The 18,991-nt window shown below is 34.4% G+C and carries 17 protein-coding genes and 1 pseudogene; 16 read left to right on the top strand and 2 right to left on the bottom strand.

The features are described from left to right. The first annotated feature begins 194 nt into the window (after positions 1-194). From EVI01_RS03025 to EVI01_RS03005, 5 genes and pseudogenes are all read left to right on the top strand, one after another. Complete coding sequence (locus EVI01_RS03025; RefSeq protein ID WP_010751603.1) at positions 195-1,691, top strand: Lsa family ABC-F type ribosomal protection protein; 1,497 nt, start codon at positions 195-197, stop codon at positions 1,689-1,691. 86 nt (positions 1,692-1,777) lie between these two features. After that, complete coding sequence (locus tag EVI01_RS03020) at positions 1,778-2,335, top strand: histidine phosphatase family protein (RefSeq protein WP_146811521.1); 558 nt, start codon at positions 1,778-1,780, stop codon at positions 2,333-2,335. 515 nt (positions 2,336-2,850) lie between these two features. Then, complete coding sequence (locus EVI01_RS03015; RefSeq protein WP_010751601.1) at positions 2,851-3,927, top strand: DUF871 domain-containing protein; 1,077 nt, start codon at positions 2,851-2,853, stop codon at positions 3,925-3,927. Further along, positions 3,914-4,810, top strand: a complete 897-nt coding sequence (gene murQ, locus EVI01_RS03010; RefSeq protein WP_010751600.1) for an N-acetylmuramic acid 6-phosphate etherase — start codon at positions 3,914-3,916, stop codon at positions 4,808-4,810. The genes EVI01_RS03015 and murQ overlap by 14 nt, the downstream gene beginning before the upstream one ends. Before the next feature lie 12 nt (positions 4,811-4,822). Next, positions 4,823-6,811: pseudogene (locus tag EVI01_RS03005) on the top strand (glucose PTS transporter subunit IIA). 306 nt (positions 6,812-7,117) lie between these two features. Here the strand turns inward: EVI01_RS03005 and EVI01_RS03000 are convergent. Then, entirely contained in the window at positions 7,118-7,531 is a 414-nt protein-coding gene (locus tag EVI01_RS03000) for a hypothetical protein (protein ID WP_010751597.1), read from the bottom strand. Between the two features lie 193 nt (positions 7,532-7,724). On the opposite strand from EVI01_RS03000, the gene EVI01_RS02995 reads away from it, so the two are divergent. Continuing rightward, positions 7,725-8,372, top strand: coding sequence for a hypothetical protein (locus EVI01_RS02995; RefSeq protein ID WP_010751596.1), 648 nt, complete (start codon positions 7,725-7,727; stop codon positions 8,370-8,372). A 325-nt stretch (positions 8,373-8,697) separates the two neighbouring features. Here EVI01_RS02995 and nrdI read toward each other — a convergent pair whose 3' ends face one another. After that, entirely contained in the window at positions 8,698-9,147 is a 450-nt protein-coding gene (nrdI, locus tag EVI01_RS02990) for a class Ib ribonucleoside-diphosphate reductase assembly flavoprotein NrdI (RefSeq protein WP_010751595.1), read from the bottom strand. 208 nt (positions 9,148-9,355) lie between these two features. Here nrdI and EVI01_RS02985 point away from each other — a divergent pair, with 208 nt between their 5' ends. The 10 genes from EVI01_RS02985 to EVI01_RS02940 all read left to right on the top strand — a co-directional run. Next, positions 9,356-10,780, top strand: coding sequence for a basic amino acid/polyamine antiporter (locus EVI01_RS02985; RefSeq protein ID WP_010751594.1), 1,425 nt, complete (start codon positions 9,356-9,358; stop codon positions 10,778-10,780). Positions 10,781-11,586: 806 nt separating this feature from the next. Beyond that, on the top strand, positions 11,587-12,273 hold the full coding sequence (locus tag EVI01_RS02980) for a DUF969 domain-containing protein (RefSeq protein ID WP_010751593.1): 687 nt from the start codon (positions 11,587-11,589) through the stop codon (positions 12,271-12,273). A 1-nt stretch (position 12,274) separates the two neighbouring features. Then, a complete protein-coding gene (locus EVI01_RS02975) occupies positions 12,275-13,219 on the top strand; it encodes a DUF979 domain-containing protein (RefSeq protein WP_010751592.1) in 945 nt (314 codons plus the stop codon). A gap of 56 nt (positions 13,220-13,275) precedes the next feature. Continuing rightward, positions 13,276-13,920, top strand: coding sequence for a pyroglutamyl-peptidase I (gene pcp / locus EVI01_RS02970; protein ID WP_010751591.1), 645 nt, complete (start codon positions 13,276-13,278; stop codon positions 13,918-13,920). A gap of 83 nt (positions 13,921-14,003) precedes the next feature. Beyond that, the gene (locus tag EVI01_RS02965; RefSeq protein WP_010751590.1) at positions 14,004-15,284 is read left to right on the top strand and encodes a hypothetical protein; all 1,281 of its coding nucleotides are present in this window, start codon (positions 14,004-14,006) and stop codon (positions 15,282-15,284) included. 274 nt (positions 15,285-15,558) lie between these two features. After that, entirely contained in the window at positions 15,559-15,939 is a 381-nt protein-coding gene (gene gloA2 / locus EVI01_RS02960) for an SMU1112c/YaeR family gloxylase I-like metalloprotein (protein WP_010751589.1), read from the top strand. 96 nt (positions 15,940-16,035) lie between these two features. After that, the gene (locus tag EVI01_RS02955) at positions 16,036-16,554 is read left to right on the top strand and encodes a hypothetical protein (RefSeq protein ID WP_010751588.1); all 519 of its coding nucleotides are present in this window, start codon (positions 16,036-16,038) and stop codon (positions 16,552-16,554) included. Between the two features lie 79 nt (positions 16,555-16,633). Further along, the gene (locus EVI01_RS02950; RefSeq protein WP_010751587.1) at positions 16,634-16,813 is read left to right on the top strand and encodes a hypothetical protein; all 180 of its coding nucleotides are present in this window, start codon (positions 16,634-16,636) and stop codon (positions 16,811-16,813) included. 39 nt (positions 16,814-16,852) lie between these two features. Continuing rightward, positions 16,853-17,416, top strand: a complete 564-nt coding sequence (locus tag EVI01_RS02945; RefSeq protein ID WP_010751586.1) for a GNAT family N-acetyltransferase — start codon at positions 16,853-16,855, stop codon at positions 17,414-17,416. Between the two features lie 433 nt (positions 17,417-17,849). Continuing rightward, a partial coding sequence (locus EVI01_RS02940) for a collagen-binding domain-containing protein (protein WP_146811530.1) occupies positions 17,850-18,991 on the top strand: 1,142 nt, incomplete at its 3' end.

The following is an 18,991-nucleotide window of genomic DNA, read 5'->3' as shown; positions in this document are numbered from 1 at the left end:
ACGAAGTGAGGGATCTTTCCATTGAAAAACTAAGTCAATTATTGGAAGCTGCATAAAAGCTATTTCTATAAACAAGGGAATAGTGTGCAGATTTTCAGAATTGGCAAGTTTTCAATGACAGGGTCTCTTTTGTATCCTTTCTTTGGTGACCAGTTCTGAAAATAGGACTGGTCTTTTTTATAGGAGGATGACAGATGTCTAAAATAGAAATAAAAAACTTAACTTTTGGGTTTGAAAATCAAGTACTGCCATTGTTTGATCAAGCGACGTTAAATTTTGATACAAAGTGGAAATTAGGTTTGATTGGACGAAATGGCCGAGGAAAAACAACGTTATTGAACATTTTACAAAATAAATTACCCTATCAAGGTCAGGTCATTCATCAACAAATATTCAGTTATTTTCCGCAAACAATACGAGAAAAAGAACGACTGACTTATGATGTATTGACTACACTAACAAATGTAGAACTGTGGAAAATTGAAAGAGAGCTACAATTGATGGAAACTGATCCAGAAATTCTCTGGCGTCCTTACAATACATTGTCAGGTGGGGAAAAAACAAAAGTATTGTTGTCTTTGTTATTTACCGATGAGCAACATTTTCCATTGATTGATGAACCAACCAATCATTTAGATATAAGAGGAAGAAAACAAGTAGCGAATTACTTGAAGAAAAAAAAGCAAGGATTTATTGTAGTGAGTCATGATCGAGGGTTTATAGATGAAGTGGTGGATCATGTGTTAGTAATTGAAAAGAGTCAGTTAGAACTTTATCATGGGAATTTTTCCATTTACGAAGAGCAAAAACGATTAAAAAATGAATTTGAACTAGCACAAAATGAAAAAATCAAAAAAGAAGTGATGCGCTTAAAGAAAACAGCCGCAGAAAAAGCAGAATGGTCTCATTCTCGTGAAGGGGATAAAACGAAAAGAAAAGTAGGATTTATTGATACAGAAAATCGCAGAGTGAATCGGGGAGCAATAGGTGCTGATGCTGCTCGCACGATGAAACGGTCAAAAGCAATTGTTCATCGAATGGAAACACAAATTGAAGAAAAAGAAAAACTATTAAAGGATATTGAGTCAATCGACCCCTTGATTATGAACGTTAAAAAAACACATCATAAACGCTTACTGTCAGTTGAAAATTTGCAATTGGGGTATGATGATATGCTTTTTTCTCCGATCAGTTTTTCGATTGAACAAGAGCAATGTGTTGCCTTAATGGGTCCTAATGGTATAGGAAAGTCTTCTATTCTACAATATCTTCTAGGTGAATTTACTGGTCTGGTAGAAGGAGAGATAGTTAAATCAACACAATTAACAATTAGTTATGTCCGTCAAAATTACGAAGATAATCGAGGAACATTAGCTGAATTTGCAGAAAAAAATCAAGTCAGTTACCCGCTCTTTTTAAATAATTTACGTAAACTTGGGATGGAAAGGGACGTATTTCATAATCGGATTGAGCAGATGAGTATGGGGCAAAGAAAAAAAGTAGAACTAGCGAAATCACTTTCTCAAGAAGCAGAACTGTATGTCTGGGATGAACCGTTGAACTATTTAGATGTATTCAATCAGGCTCAATTAGAGCATTTGATTTCAACCTGTAAACCAGCGATGTTGGTTGTTGATCATGACCAAGCTTTTTTAGAAAAAATAGCCAACCAAATAATTTCTTTGAAATAAAAAAACAGTTTGTTAATAAGGAACGCACGACTTGTTTTGTTGTGTGTGTTACAATCGAGCCAGATGAAATAAAGGAGCGTTATGAAATGTTATATGTAACTAGACATGGGGAAACAACTTGGAATGCGTCAGGTTTTGTCTGTGGAAGGGCAGATGTTCCTTTAACAGAAAAAGGGCAAAAACAAGCGGAAATATTAGCTGAGAAAGTAGCGCAATTAGAAATAACTGTAACAAAAATTATTCATTCGCCATTACAACGTGCGAAGGTTACAGCTCAAGCAGTTGCTGATAAACTACAACTACCAATGGAAATGGACGAACGTTTAGTTGAAATGGATTTTGGAGAGTATGACGGTATGCCAAGTCATGAAACGGTTTTTCAAGAAGCACGTCAAGAATTTGCCATTCGTTTTCCAAATGGTGAGTCGGTACTAGATGTCTACGCGCGCGTTGTGCCACTAATTGAAGAATGCCTTGCAGATAAAGAAAATATCTATTTACTTGTCTGTCATAATGCATTGATCCGTATTATGAATGCTTACTTCCATCCGATGCCTAATGCCACTTTCTTTGACTTTTTCGTAGATAATACGGAATTAGTTGTATTTGATTCTTTGAATGATTCGCTTTCAATAAAACGCTAAATTATTTTTTGACTGCGGTAAAAAAGTATTGAAAAAATGAGGACAAAAACAGTTAAGTCTCAATAAATAAGCCAGAATTCACGAAAATTGTTTTTTCAAATTTTTGAGAATTCTGGCTTATTTTTCGAAATAGTTCTTTTTTTATCGTTTAAAAAAGAGGTGGTGAACATCATGTTCTGATTCAAGAATTAAAAATGAAAAATTGAAAATAGTTCCATATGTTTTTCCTCTGTTTGGGCTTATTGTCGCATGAAAAAGCCTTTGAACATAAGATAAAAGGGATTTTTACTTTTGTCCTAAATACTTTTTTTTGAAATGCAGAAAGGAGATAGTAAAAAGGATGTTTTTCTGTTTTTTGGGAGGAAATGGGAAGCGTCCTGTTATTTCGTTTACTTAGAAACTAAAATATCTAAAGAAATAAAATTTAAATATTTTAAATAAACTATTGAAATTTCATTTCTTAAAGGGTATACTCTGAACATGGAAATGAAGACGGATACATAAGGGGGAGAAAGATGTTTGGTTTTTCAGTCTTTATGAATGATGAATTAACCGAGGCAAAGAAAACTTATATTCAGAAGATGGCAAAAAATGGATTTACCGGTATGTTCACTTCAATGCATATTCCGGAAGACGATCATTCTTCCTATAAAAAACGATTAAGAGAGCTAGGGGAATGTGCGAAAAAAAATCAACTCGAATTAATGGTTGATATTTCTGGAGATGCGTTAAATCGTGCGGGCTTTTCGCTTGAAGATTTGGAACCACTAAAAAAAATTGGGGTCACAGGGTTACGCATGGATTACCATATTCCAATCAAACAAATGGCGAAATGGTCACATCAGATGAAAATCAGTTTAAATGCTAGCACGATTACTGAACAAGATGTTATGGCTCTTAAAGCAGAAAATGCAGATTTTTCTAAATTGGAAGCATGGCATAACTATTACCCACGACCTGAAACCGGACTTGATAGAAGTTGGTATAAAGAAAAAAATGTTTGGTTGAAAAAACAGGGGTTTACGATTCAAGGCTTCGTTGCTGGAGATGAAGACTTAAGAGGACCATTATATCAAGGTTTACCAACATTAGAAATTCACAGAAATGTTCATCCACTAGCGGCGGCACTTGATTTGTCTTCTTGTGGAACGGATCTTATTTATATTGGTGATGGAGGGCTTTCAGAGAAAGTACAACAACAATTTTTTATGTACCGAAAAGAACAGACCATTTTATTACATGCAAAAGTAATTGATCCCCAATTTTATGAATACGTTTTAGGTACGCATACGAATCGACAAGATGAAGCAAGAGATGTCATACGTAGTGCGAATGCACGTTTTAGAAAAATTCCTCAAGTGCCTCCACGGAATACCAAAGAACGGAAAAAAGGGACGGTGACCTTAGACAATGAGCGATATCTTCGCTACATGGGAGAAATTCAAATCACCAAAAAAGACTTACCGTCAAATGAAAAAGTAAATCGTGTCGCACAAGTGAGTCAAAAGGATTTGCCCCTACTTGAACAAATTCGAGCAGGTGTAAATTTTAAAATAATTGAAAAAGAAGGAAAAGAAAATGGAACAAATTAACTTAGAAAATTTAACAACTGAAAGAAGAAATCAACAAACATTTGGCTTAGATGAAATGAGCCTTACCCAAGCCATCCATTTAATGAATCAAGAAGATCAAAAAGTAGCTGAAGCAGTTTCAAAAGAGCTTGAAAGTATTGAGCCTGTTATTAAAAGTACGATCGATTCCTTTCAAAAAGGTGGTCGTTTGATTTATATGGGTGCTGGAACAAGTGGTCGTCTAGGTGTGTTAGATGCAGCTGAATGTGTTCCAACATTTGGTGTAGAACAAGACATGGTTATTGGGTTAATTGCTGGTGGCGAAGAAGCAATGACAGTTGCCGTAGAAGGTGCAGAAGATTCTCTGGAATTAGGTACAGAAGATTTAGTAAAATTAGGGCTGACTGAAAAAGATATGGTCATAGGGATTGCGGCAAGTGGTCGGACACCTTACGTAATTGGTGGTCTTGATTATGCACGTACAATTGGGGCAACGACAGCTACGATCTCTTGTAATAAGGATGCAGAGATCAGTAAACACGCTGATTTTCCTATTGAAGTAGATGCTGGACCTGAGTTTTTAACTGGTTCAACTCGTTTAAAATCTGGTACTGCTCAAAAATTAATTTTAAACATGATTTCAACGATTAGTATGATTGGAATTGGTAAAGTCTTCAACAATTTGATGGTAGACGTGAAACCAACGAATGAAAAACTTATTGAACGCTCAAAACGAATCATCATGCAAGCAACAGATGTTGACTATCAAACTGCTGAAAAATATTTTAATGAAGCTGATAAAAATGTAAAATTGGCCATTGTCATGATCTTAACTGATAGTGATAAGGAAACGGCAAAAGAGAAATTAGTAGTAGCAAATGGATTTGTAAAAGGAACCTTATAAGGGGGAAGACATATGGCTAAAAATGAATTAACTTTAGAAGAACTTGCAACGCAAATTTATGCTAGTGTAGGTGGGATGGACAATGTTGAAAGCATTGTCCATTGCATGACACGTGTACGAATGAAGATTATCAATGATGCTCTTGTCGACGTTTCAAAATTGAAAGCGATACCTGGCGTATTAGGTGTGGTTGAAGATGAACAGCTTCAAGTCATTATCGGACCTGGAAAAGTAAATAAAGTGGCTCAAACGATGGTAGCTCAAGCTGGCGTTAAACTAGGAGAAAAAATTTCTTCTGGAAATACTATGCGCACGGACTCTGCTTCTTCTGGGAAAGACTTAGTGAATGAGCGTGCACAGGCGATGAAAGCAGCTCAAAAATCCAAACAAAAACCATCTAAAATGAAATCCATTTTGAAAGATATTTCAAATATTTTTGTTCCGATGATACCAGCATTTGTTGGTACCGGTATTGTTGCAGGGATTGCTGCTGTATTAGCAAACTTGGTGACAGCTGGGACATTAGATGGAGCAAGTTGGCAACAATATATTGACATTATGAACATTTTGAAAAATGGCATGTTCAGTTACTTGGTGATCTATACGGGTATTAATGCTGCTCAAGTTTTTGGTGCGACACCTACATTAGGTGGGGTAATTGGTGCGGTGGTTATGTTGACAGGGATGAACCCTGAAGCGCCACTTAAAAATTTATTTACTGGAGAAGCACTTGCTGCTGGTCAAGGTGGAATTTTAGGTGTCATCTTTGCTGTTTGGTTATTATCAATTGTAGAGAAAAAACTGCATTAAATCATTCCAGATTCTATCGATATTATTGTGACACCAACGTTATCACTTATCGCAATTGGGTTAATAGAAATTTTCTTCATTATGCCGTTTGCTGGATTTATTTCTGATGGTATGGTTGGGGGAATCAACTGGGTGTTAGGTGTTGGTGGTGCTTTCTCAGGATTTGTATTAGGCACACTCTTCTTGCCGATGGTGATGTTTGGGTTACACCAAATTTTAACGCCGATCCATGTCCAAATGATTGATGAAACAGGAAAAACGTTGTTACTACCTATTTTGGCGATGGCTGGTGCCGGACAAGTTGGAGCAGCATTAGCATTGTGGGTTCGTTGTAAAAAAGATAAAGAATTGACCGAAATGATCAAAGGTGCATTACCTGTAGGAATCTTAGGAATCGGTGAACCATTGATCTACGGTGTGACACTGCCATTAGGACGTCCGTTTATTACCGCTTGTATCGGTGGTGGTATTGGTGGGGCTGTTGTTGGGATGATCGGAAATGTAGGTGCTATTGCGATCGGGCCTTCTGGTGCTGCTTTGATCCCATTGATCTCAGATGGAAAATGGTTAGGATATGTCTTAGGGTTACTCACTGCTTATGCAGGTGGTTTCCTAGCAACTTTCTTCTTTGGTATTCCTAAAGAACAATTAGCTAAAGAAGAATTGGCTGAAGAAACAGCAACTGAAATGACATCAATGACGGAAAATACAGGAGCAGTCAGCACAAGTGAAATTTCATTAGCTGCTGTAGCTGATGGGGTAGTTAAGTCCCTTGAAAAGGCAAGTGATCCCGTATTTGCCCAAAAAATGATGGGAGAAGGTTACTTTGTTGAACCAATCAATGGTCAGATCTATTCACCAGTAAGTGGAACGATCAGTTCAGTGTTTCCTACTAAACATGCAATTGGCATCACTACCTCTAATGGTTTAGAAGTGTTACTGCATATGGGGATCAATACAGTTGATCTTGGTGGTGCACCATTTGAGGTAAAGGTATCAGAAGGTCAGTTGGTGACACCTGATACACTTGTTGCTCAAGTCGATTTAAAAGCGATCAAAGCTGCAGGTAAAGAAACTTCGATGATGGTTTTAATTACCAATATGGAAAAAGTGAAAAATTTCGTTTTAGAAAAAACTGGTGAGACAAAAGCCAAAGCGAAGGTTATGGTTGTTGAAGCGACAAAAAATTGAACGAAAGTAAAAACATATAAAGAATAGAGGAAACTCGAGCCTGAGACAAACTGCTGTCTCAGGCTCTTTTCTACCATTAATAAGAGGGAAAAATAATTGTAAGAGAAACAGTTCGATTCATGCAAGATGAAAAATTGATGGTAAACAGTATTCGAGTATGTAAAGGCTCAATTGGAGAAAACAGGAGAAATACATGAAGACAAAGTGTCTGGAATAGGAAAATAAGCCTGATTTTGATGATATGTAAAAAAAGAAAAAGCAGGCTTATTTTATTTTTGATAGATGAGTGTCCCAGAGGTCACCTTTTTATTTAGCAACAAGTAATAAATGGTTTTTCAAACTATCTAGTTCATTTTCTTTCTCTTTTCCAATCGTGAATTTTTCTTTGTCTATAGTTACCTTATTTACTTGGGAAATCTGAATATCTTGTACAATATCATTATTTTTATAAAATTTTATTTGATAGTTGAATCTTTTTTGCTTTGATGTCAGTTTCATATCATAACGTTGAGCATTTTTATCAGATTTATCAAACAGAACATTAAGGTTTCCTATTAATGTTTTTAAAAAATTGGGATCTGTAGCTTTCCAATTTTTTTCTTTTCCTTCGTCATCTTTAACAAGAATAACTACTTTATCGACTTTTTCTAAAGAAACCACAGGATTACTCTTTTGCTTGCAAGCACCTAATAATAATAAATAAAACATTGAAAATAACACAATAAATAATTCTCTTTTTTTTATATTTTTTCGATCCTTGTTTTAAAATTAATATTAAAAATATTGTAAAAATAGCTTAAAAATAATTTTAACTATTCTTTTTTCTATTATACTTTTTTATTTTCTTTTTGTTAAGTTAACGTTTACAATGTGCTTGAGTATACTCGGAAAACTTAATAAATGGAGGTTTAAAATGAAAGTAAAAAATATTGTTTCTTCAATTTTAGTGAGTATGTCTCTTTTGGGCTGTCTATCTTTAAGTGTTTTGATAACAAACGATGTCAATGCTAATGGGATGAAAAAAACGGAAAAATTATCGAATGAAATTAGCTTGGAATCTGATAATATAACTGTTTCTATAGAAATGTCAAGAGATGAAATGATTCAATCAATCTCCAATGAATTAGGTATTTCAAAGGAACAAGCTGAACAAACTATTTCTAATGGAAATGAACGATTAAAACTTCAAGTAAATAACGAGCGTTTTGTCTTAGTAAGGGCTGCTTGGCAAGATCACCAAATAAATCACAGTATTGAAGGAGGAACAGCTTACTTCTATTGTAAAATAACCGCAAGTGGTGGATTTAGAGCAATTAAAGAAATAGTATATGCCGGATTTAATCATCCAAAATATGGATTTTCAGGAACATTACAGTATGGGCTTCCTGATCCAAACCGTATTCATTATACATTGAATGGAGCTTTATATAATCATGCTACAACAAGTGTTTCAGGTGGTGGAAGTGTAGGTTTAAATGGAGTGGGTTCTGTTAATATGAATTCAACAGTAACTAGTAATTTTGTTAAAAATGTATTTGTAACTAAAGATGTGAGATTTTAAAATAGGAAGCTAGTTTTTTTAAAGTCTTTCATGGATGTCAGGAAACTCGTTATTCTTGAGCATGGGCTTCAAATGCGTCAATAGCTCGCTTTTCAATGTTTCTAGTAACGGCTAATAGACTTGACAAAACGAATGAAGTCTTTGACGATTGCTTTCAGACATAAGTCCTTGAGGCTAGGTCACCAAATTCTTTGAGCGTCATTGAGGTCACCTATTTTTAAAGAAATTCATGGAAAGATTCTAAAAACTAAAAAGAAAAAATAGAGAGGAAACTTAGTTGGTAAGTTTCCTCTCTGATCTATGTTTTGATCGAATTTTTTAGAAATTATTGGTTAGCTGTTTCGACTAATTTTTGATACACTCGCTCAACATCTGCAGGTGTACCTCTTAATTCATAGTCAGCAAGAAAAGGAAAACCAAATTGTTTTGCATATTGTTTTGCAGTTAAGCAGTATTGATGGTTGAAATTTTTATTGCCACTGCCTACAACGCCAAGACAAAGAGTATGATTGTCTTCATATTCAAGATACTCACGCATGGTTTCCGTTAAAATTTCAGTATCGCCGTTATCTAGTCCGTTTCCTCCGTCTAAATAAGTGGGTACAAAAGTGAAGAAAGGTTCACTTTCTTTTTCAAAGTCACTATTTTCGTGAATTTCTTTTAATGTCACTTCTGGTAAATGTAAATTTTCTTTGTGTTGCTGTTCTGCATATTCAGAAATTTTTTTGGCAAAAGCTCGGGTATTTCCAGAAATTGATATATATAAAATGTTCATCACCTTTCCTCCAATCCTTAGACACTAGTATAGCATTTTTTTGATCGTTTTGGGTAAAGAGTCCATTTAAATGAATATGCAAATTTTTTGTATAATTAGAAAAAAATAGGTACAATTATATTTCTATTAGAATTTTTATGAATAAAGTAAAACAAGAAAAGTTTTGTTATACTTTTGGTAAAAGCGGTTTATTTTGGAGGATGCTTAAATGGATACAGAGCAACAGAGCAAAGGAATAGGGTTGATTCCACTAGCGGCCATGGTTATTGGGTCAGCGATTGGAGGTGGCGTATTTGGTATTATGACGGACATCTCCGGATCGGCTGGCGGCCCAGCTATTTTTAGTTGGATACTTGTCGGAACGGCCATGTTGATGCTCTCGTTATCAATCAATAATATCAATAAAAAACGTCCAGAATTGAAAGGCGGGATTTTTAGCTATGCAGAAGCTGGCTTTGGTCGGTTTGCTGGATTTATCAGCGGTTGGGGGTATTGGCTCACTTGTTGGTTAGGAAATGTGGCATTTGCTACGCTATTAATGAGTGCTTTAGGGTACTTTTTTCCTGTTTTTGATGGGGGACAAAATGTTGCCTCAATTATTATGAGTACTTTATTTTTATGGGGATACGCTTGGCTAGTCAATCGTGGTGTTGAAAACGCAAGTTATGTCAATGCCATTGTGACGATTTGTAAGCTGGTACCTTTGTTTCTATTTATTGTTGTTGCGATTAGTACTTTTTCACTTCAACAATTTATAAATAATTTTTCTAGCGACATTATATTGAACACAAATGGTCAGCCAGTGCCGTTTTCTAGTCAGGTATTAAGCTGTATTATGGTTATGCTATGGGTGTTTGTCGGTATTGAAGGGGCTTCTGTTGTTGGTTCACGGGCCAAGAAGAAATCCGATGTCGGAAAGGCAACCATACTTGGTATTTTTGGGTTAATTATTATCTATGTATTGGTTTCTATGTTGCCTAATGGAACAATGACGATGCCAGAATTACAAGGAATCAAAACACAACCAGCGATGGGATATGTATTTGAAATGATGGTTGGTAAGTGGGGGGCAGTTCTAATCAATGGCGGTTTGATTGTCTCATTAGTAGGTGTCTGGCTGTCATGGACGATCTTACCGATTGAAACCATGAGAAATATGGCAGACGATGGTTTGTTACCTAAACGATGGGGAAAAGTAAATAAACATGGGGCGCCAACATTTGCGATTGTTTTAACAACAATTTGTACGAATATCTTTTTACTTTCTTTATTATTCACAGATAGTGCGTATAATTTTGCTTATACACTTGGGACAGCAGCAATTTTCTTTACTTGGCTGTTTTTAGGCTTGTATCAAATGAAACTTTCTTATCAAAGAAAAGAATGGATTCAATTTTTTGTCGGATTTTTGGCGAGTGCCTTCCAAGTATGGGCGATGTTGGTTGTGGCATTTAATCAAGTCATGCTAGTTTTGGTCTTATTCTTACCAGGTATTGTCTTTTATTTAATGGCGAGGAAAGAACAAAATAAACCAGTGCCACATGTTTATTTAGATAAAATTTTACTCTATGCTGTGACAATTGTAGGATTAACGGCATTGATTTTATTTGCGACTGGAATCTTAAGCATTTAAAAAGACGGTTGCTAAATATAAATAATGGATAAAAAAGAGCCAAACAAAAACTATTGGTTGAAGTTGAAACATTCAATAGTAGAAAAGTTTGTTTGGCTCTTTTTTTATTTACGTCATATAAATGCAAACCCAGTCATGCTCATGATAAGGAAACCAAGAATAAAAACCTCTCTGGCTACGAATTATTTTTATTTCAATAAAACAACGGAAAGAAACGTTTGGAGTGTTGATTTATCGTTAAGCGAAAAAACTATGATAACCGGATCAACAGTTCTGATTCCTATCTAAATGGCGTAAGATAAATTTCTAGAAAAAATATTTAATTACGTTGGATGAAAAATAAAAACGGACAATTATTCTGACAGTTGTACAAATAGAATGATTTATTTTAACAAATAAAACTAAAATATAAAGTGAAATTTCATCGTAGAAATTTAGCGAATAGAAAAAATTTACCACTTATTCTAAAAAAATGCAAAAAATTAGTAGAATCGTCTTATATTAAAATAACAGAAATAAATTTATTTTTTTGTTTGTAACACTCTTTTTCTAAAAAAATAAACACATTTTTTTAATCAATAATGGCTGATAATTCGTTTTTTTAGAAAATAAGAGACAAAAAATAAGAGAGCTGAAAGATTTTTTTAAAATAAACATATATTTGACAGACACTCAATTTTTTATTTTTATTTTAAATTAACAGAATTTAAAAAAAATAGAAAGAAGAAATTGGATTTAAGCTATATTTTCATTGGATTTTGATTTATAATAAAAAAATATCTTGTAATTTTTAGGGAGGAAACCAAATGGAAAATTATCTTAGTCTTTTAGGTGTATTGATCGTAATTATCGGTTTTGCACTAAAATTAGACTCTATTTTGATTGTCATGGTAGCGCTTGTGGTTACTGCCTTAACAGGCGGTTTAGGCATTGTTGGCATGCTTGAAACTTTAGGAACAAGTTTTGTGAATAATCGAGGAATGGCTATTTTTATTATCATTATGCTTGCAACAGGAACATTGGAACGTAACGGGTTAAAAGAATCAGCTGCTTCTCTTATCAAACGCTTTAAGAAAGTATCAGCTGGGATGATTATTGACATCTATGGCGTCTTTCGTATGATTTTTGCTGCTTTCAATGTTAGTTTTGGTGGAGTAGCAGGCTTTGTACGACCAATTATCATGCCAATGGCTTTAGGAACGATCGAATCAAAAGGATTAGAAATTGATCCACAACATGAAGAAGAATTAAAAGGTATGTCTTCAGCAATGGAAAATATTTGTTGGTTCTTCGGACAAGTTTTATTCGTAGGTGGAGCAGGAGCGTTACTTGTTCAATCAACGTTGAAAGATCTTGGCTATGAAGTAACGTTAGGACAACTTGCTTTGGTAGAAGTTCCAGTAGCACTTATTGCGCTGATTGTTTCAAGTATTTACTTCTATTTGAAAGAAAAGAAAATAGCCAAGAAATATTACTCAGGAAAGGAGCAATAACATGAGCTTTTTTACAAATCCTGAAATTTTATTAGGAGATAAATTATTAGAAATATTATATATCATCATGGGGTTAGTCCTTATTTATACTGGCATTAGAAATATCAATGATAAAACGAATCCCCATCGTTATGGCTCGGCCTTCTTTTGGACGGTTTTAGGTATAGTTATTGCTGGGGGGCGTTGGATGCCACCAATTGCTAGTGGTATTTTGATTTTTGCTATGACAATTCCAGCTATTGCGAAAAAAGTAAGTAAAGGTGAAAGTCGCTTGCCTTCAAAACAATATATGGAAAAAATGTCTGATAAATTGGGCATGAAGATTTTCATTCCGGCTTTAAGTATTGGTGTATTTGCTATTTTATTCGCATTGTTTACCAAGTTAGGTGCATTAGTTGGAGTGGGTGTTGGTGTATTTGCAGCGATGATTATCTTAATGGTCTTTTCACGAGACAATCGTCCAACGACTTTCCTTGATGACGCAGCAGACATGTTAGGAACAGTTGGTCCTTTAAGTATGTTACCAATGCTTTTAGCTTCATTAGGAGCGGTATTTACTAGTGCAGGTGTAGGAAACGTGATTTCTAATGCTGTCGGTCAAATCGTGCCAGAAGGTAACGTAAATATTGGTATTATTATTTATGCATTAGGGATGGTCATTTTCACAGTAATTATGGGAAATGCTTTCGCAGCTATTACAGTGATGACTGTCGGTATTGGTGCGCCATTTGTATTTAGTCATGGTGCTAACCCAGCATTAGTAGGGATGGTTGCCTTAACATGTGGTTTTTGTGGAACGTTATTAACGCCAATGGCTGCGAATTTCAATGTAGTACCTGTAGCCATGTTAGAAATGAAAGATAAGTATGGTGTTATCAAGAATCAATTATTTATTGCAATTTTTATGCTTGTATTCCAGATCGTGTATATGATTTTATTTAAGTAAGAGATAACTTTATAATAGTAGTTAATTCATTTTTGATAATAATGGAGGAATGTAAGATGAAAGTACTAGTAACTGGCTTTGATCCTTTTGGTGGAGATAAAGTAAATCCAGCTTATGAAGCAGTAAAAAAAATGCCTAATGAAATTGCAGGTGCACAAGTTATTAAAGTAGAAGTCCCAACAGTTTTTGCTAAAAGTAGTCAAGTTGTTAAAGAAGCGATTGAAGAACATCAACCGGAAATCGTCATCTGTGTTGGACAAGCAGGTGGTCGTTCAGCTGTTTCTTTTGAACGCGTGGCCATCAACTTAGCTGAAGCTAGAATTGAAGATAATGAAGGAAATCAACCTTTTGATGCAGCATTAGAACCAGAAGGACCGGCAGCTTATTTCACTTCATTACCAATTAAAGCTATGACAAAAAATGTGCATGATCATGGCTTACCAGCTTATATTTCTTACACAGCAGGTACATTTGTCTGCAATGACATTATGTATCGCTTGCTTCACTTGATTGAAACAAAATTCCCTACGATTCGTGGTGGGTTCATCCACGTACCATTTTCACCAGATCAAGTAATCGATCGCCCAGTTGGCACACCATCTATGTCATTGGATGATATTGCTGCTTCTTTAACCTATGCAGTAGAAGCGGCTGTAACAAACGAACAAGATATTTCAGGTAATGCAGGCACGACTCACTAATTTTAAAATGTTGAAAAAGAGATCAACTGTATCGACTGGTAGAATCTTACCAGTCGATTCTTTTTGGAGAGGAACGATGAACGATGAATGATTGGCAAAGGGTATTTGAAGAGTGGTTTCCTAAAGAAATCAATAAACTCTACCCTATTAAAATTTCTAAACAATATACAAGTAGCCAGCGCTGGGAAATTTATGAAAAGCTAACAAAAAAACAACGCCAATTAGTCGATCGCCATCGTCGCTACTTAATCAATTCTCAATTCATCGAAGAAAATTATCTAGCTGCGACTGATTGGTTTTTTTCTGATTTTAAAATCAATCCTTTTTTTCGAACGAAACGCAGACAACAAAAATTATATTGTGATTGCGGGCGTGAGTTAAAAGTACAATATATCGTTCAATCACCAACCACTGGGAAAAAACTTCATTTAGGAATCAATCATTTTGCCGAGCACTTGCATGTCAGTCCCAAAATAGCTACATCAATCAATGAAGGAATGACAAAAGTTGATCTAGCATTAGACGAGTTGCTCTGGCTCAAGCAACAAAACATTGATTTTCCTGAAAAATTATGGCAAGAGTATTGCTTCATGCTATACCAAAATCGAAAGTTAAAAGACCCTTATTTTCCTGATGAAAAACTAACGAAAAGGGTAGTGGAATTTCGAGAAGCTAGTATGCCTATCTATGTGGCGGACTATCAAGCTCTGATAAGTGAGATTCATTGCATCGAACAAAAATTAAAAGGACAGACAAAAACGATTCGTGGGAAAAAAGAACTATTTGAAGATTTTTCAGAAGAACTGATCAAAGATGTCGAGACGTTTTTAAACAACTACCATATTTACTTACGTAAAGATTGGTCAGCAATTGGTATTGAAGGTGGCGAACAGCCATCTTTTGCTTTTTTTGAAACTTTTATTCAAATTTTACGAGCAACAAAACGACAACAAAATGAAGAACAACGATTAAAAATGGAACAATATGCACAGAGTCAACGGTTTATCCAAGTAAAAGTTTGTCTTTTTATTTGGCAACAGTATTGCCGTTATGGTTTTACAGAAGGCTTTTTTGATAGTATTCCTAGAGTCATTAGAAATGGATTTTTAAAAAGTTTGAGAAAAGAAAGACAAGCAAATAAAAAGATAGAAAAACATCAAAAAGTGGTAACGGATGATTTATGGGAGCAAATTGCTATTGATTTAAAAAATCAGAAAGTATCAAATATTATAGAAGAGTTATCCGCCAATCATTATTCATTAACGAAAGAGCAACAATATGCTTTATTGTATTTTCAACAATTAGAACATTTTTTACAAAACGAAAAACCAGAAACAAAGGAATTATTAAAAAGATTGTTGTGAAAGAGTGCTACCTGCAAATGAAAAAATATTTGCAGATGAACTAATTTTCAAAATGTTCTTAGTCTTTCTATTTAAAATAGTATATGTTACTATATTTTTACTTGTTTTCTTGAAATAAGAAACCTTTACATTGCAATAATAAAAAAATGGGGAACCAATCCAATAGTTATGGAATGTTGTCCATTTTTTTATATATAAAAATAAAAAATAGCGCTATTATATAAAAGGTTAAACTATTATTATAAAAATAAGTATATAAAAAAGGAGCGCACCCATGAATCTATCTATCGTCCACCATGTAGCAATTATTGTCTCAGATTATCAAAAATCTCGGGAATTTTATGTTGATAAATTAGGATTTGAAGTAATTCGTGAAAATTATCGAAAAGAACGAGGAGATTATAAATTAGATCTAAAGCTAGGGCAGGCAGAACTAGAAATCTTTGGAATAGCAAACTCACCAAAGCGTCCAAGTTATCCTGAAGCATGTGGACTCAGACATCTTGCGTTTAAAGTGGAAAAAATTGAAACGGTCATTGATGAACTTCATTCAAAAGGGATTGAAACGGAACCTGTCAGAGTGGACACTTTCACTGGTAAAAAAATGACGTTTTTCTTTGATCCGGATGGGTTACCTTTAGAATTGCATGAATAAGTAACAAAATTGTCACCTTTTCTTTCTTTCATTCGATTTTTAAACGAAAAAAATCTTGTTATGCTTGAAAAAAAGTAGAGGGGGGAATGGATAAAAATGAAAAAAATTTTTTTGGGAATAGCTATTCTTGTATTATTGGGATTAACTGCCATTTTGGGATTACTGGATGCTACATTTTGTTACGATGATATCAGTGAACAGGAATATCAAATTTCATTGAAAAAAGCTGGAACAATCTTTAAAGACGCAACAAATCAAACAGAAGTCCAGACGATCCAATTTAGCCCACAAGAGCACATAGAATCGCCCACAAATAATACTTTTGAATATTTGTTTATAGGAGCTGATAAGGAAGTTGCTATTAATCCGACGACAGGTAAAACAACGATTCATTCACTTAAACAAAGAGAATATAAAAACAAGCCAACATTTAACGTTGGGCAAATAAGCCTGATAAAACTTCCTCAAATAGCGATGAAAGAAGCAATAAAGCAGTGTGGTCAAAAGAATGTAAAGGCAAAAAGTTGGAGTCTGTTAACAAAAAAAGGTAAACTGTACTATGAAATTAAGCTATCAGAGGACAAGGAAACTCATACCCTGCTGATTGATGCCTAGATGATCAATAGTTATTGTTTTTCTTTTTTTCAATAGAAGAGTAAGCTAGATGTGTAAAAAAGAAAGGAAGGCGTTTGAGATGGAAAAGATGATATGTCCTAATTGTGGGAAAAAATTTTCTTATGAAGAAGTAAATAATGTAGTTGAACATGCAGATAAAGAAATGCCAATTGTTTGTCCTTATTGTAGATCAGAGGCAGCTCGGATTGTTACGCATGGTTATTTTGTTACACAAAAAATCGAAGATTATTTAAAATAACACTTCTTTATTTTTTAATGCTAAAAGGGAGAGACAGAAATGATACGTTTTGCAAAAAAAGAGGATGCTGGTGAAATTGCGCCTCTTATTGTGGTTATTTTAAATGACATGGAATTACCATTTTTACAAAAATATGGAAAAGAAAAAACAATTGAAATTTTAGAAGAGGCCATTACCGATCCTGATTATCGTTACAGCTATAAGAGAGGATTAGTGGAAGAAATTGATGGGAAAATAGCTGGGGTAGCATTTGGCTATACAGATGAAGAAGAAGCAATGATTGATCAACCCTTAAAAGCGATTTTAAAAAAGCATGGAATTGTGGAAACAGAACAGTTGTTTATTGATCAAGAAACATTTCCAGAGGAATGGTATTTAGATTCTATCTCAGTCTCAAAAGAATTTAGAGGACAAGGGATTGGTTCTCAGTTACTTTCAGCTTTACCAAAATTAGCAGAAAAAAAAGGCCGAAATATCATTGGTCTGAGTGTGGATGAAAAAAATCCTAAAGCTAAGAAGCTATACGAACGTCATGGGTTTAAAGTTGTAGGGAAAAGAAAGATTAGCAATCATACTTATGACCATATGCAAAAAAACATTTAATTTATTTTTTTGAATAAACTTATTATTTTTTAATAAATATATTTAAATGATTATGATTGTTATCTAGTTAGCCATTTGAGTGAAAAACATGGATTTTCACTCTTTTTTTATCCTCTTTATGTCGGTAAAATTCTTATTTTATTAAATGGTATTTGTTATAATTTATTTTTTTATGAAAAATATTTTCACTCATTTTCTATTATTTTATAATGACACCGATTTTTATTCGTATTAAAATGAGCCCTATCGCTCGCCACTGTATTTTGTTTTGAGTAAAGAAAGGACATGTAAAATGTTAAAAAGTAGAATGGGAAAAATAGTTGCTACTGGTATATTGTTTTTGAATCTATTTGCTTCTACACCTGTAATAGCAGAAACTTACACACCTCAGGATCCTGGTAGTATTTAAGATGATTTAACTGGAGATTATGGGATACTAGGGATTGCTTCTCAATTTCATGTCTTTTCAAAAGGAAAGACGACAGTAAATGCACATACAGATGGAAATATTGCAACAAAAGAGTTAGATGCAAAAAATAATTTTGGGACAGATGTTATTAGTGGAGATCTTCAATTAGAAATCAATTATGTTCAAATGACCGATTCATTGATTGGTTCATCTTTTGTTTCAGGAGATAATAATCGGATCAATAAATTTGTTGTCGGTTCCTCTATTTCTACAGGAATTGAAAATGATCGTGCTGTCGTAAATGGTTCAAGAGTGGATCATTTATCTGCCTCAGAACTTTATCAAGATCGCCCAGGTAATGTCTATATTGATTTTGAAGCAGAATTTGCTAAATTAGAGGCGGCTTCAGGCACTTTGATGGCTCTTAATCCAGCAAAAACTTATACATCGAATGATTTTCCTGATATGAACAATCGAACGATCGATGTGACTGGAATGGGAGAATCAAACTTTGTTTCGATAAATGTCGATGCTTCAGTATTAGAAATGAATACACCGCTTAATATTTTAAATCCAGAAAATAAAGTACTCGTGATAAATGTAGTGAATGCGCCCGCTGATTTTGCGATTCAATCACAAATTCACTACAATGATCGAACAAACCATGAAACAGAAGATTTTTCCGATGCGAATATTTCTTGGAATTTTGAAAATTCGTTAACTAACTTAGCGGTTAATGCACCATTTCAAGGAACGATCATTGCTCCAAAAGCAGATGTGACAGCTAATCAAAATATGGATGGTACAATTATCGGGAAAAATGTTACGTTAAATGCAGCGACTAATCGTTGGGATCCCAATGAAATTTTTCCAATAGATGATCCTGATCATTCGGACACAAGTACAAGTGAAAGTAGCACAGACACCACAATAAGTGAAAGTAGTACGGACACAAGTACAAGTGAAAGTAGTACAGACACAAGTACAAGTGAAAGTAGCACGGACACAAGTACAAGTGAAAGCAGTACTGATACCAACACAAGTGAAAGCAGTACGGACACCACAACAAGTGAAAGCAGTACAGATACAGACACGAGTGACAGAAATAATACGGATACTACAACAAGTGAAAGTAGTACGGACACAAGTACAAGTGAAAGTAGCAC

The organism is Enterococcus villorum, assembly GCF_007990225.1.
Classification (GTDB): domain Bacteria; phylum Bacillota; class Bacilli; order Lactobacillales; family Enterococcaceae; genus Enterococcus_B; species Enterococcus_B villorum.
Note: the sequence above shows the minus strand (reverse complement) of the source record. Positions and strands in the feature narration are given on the sequence as shown.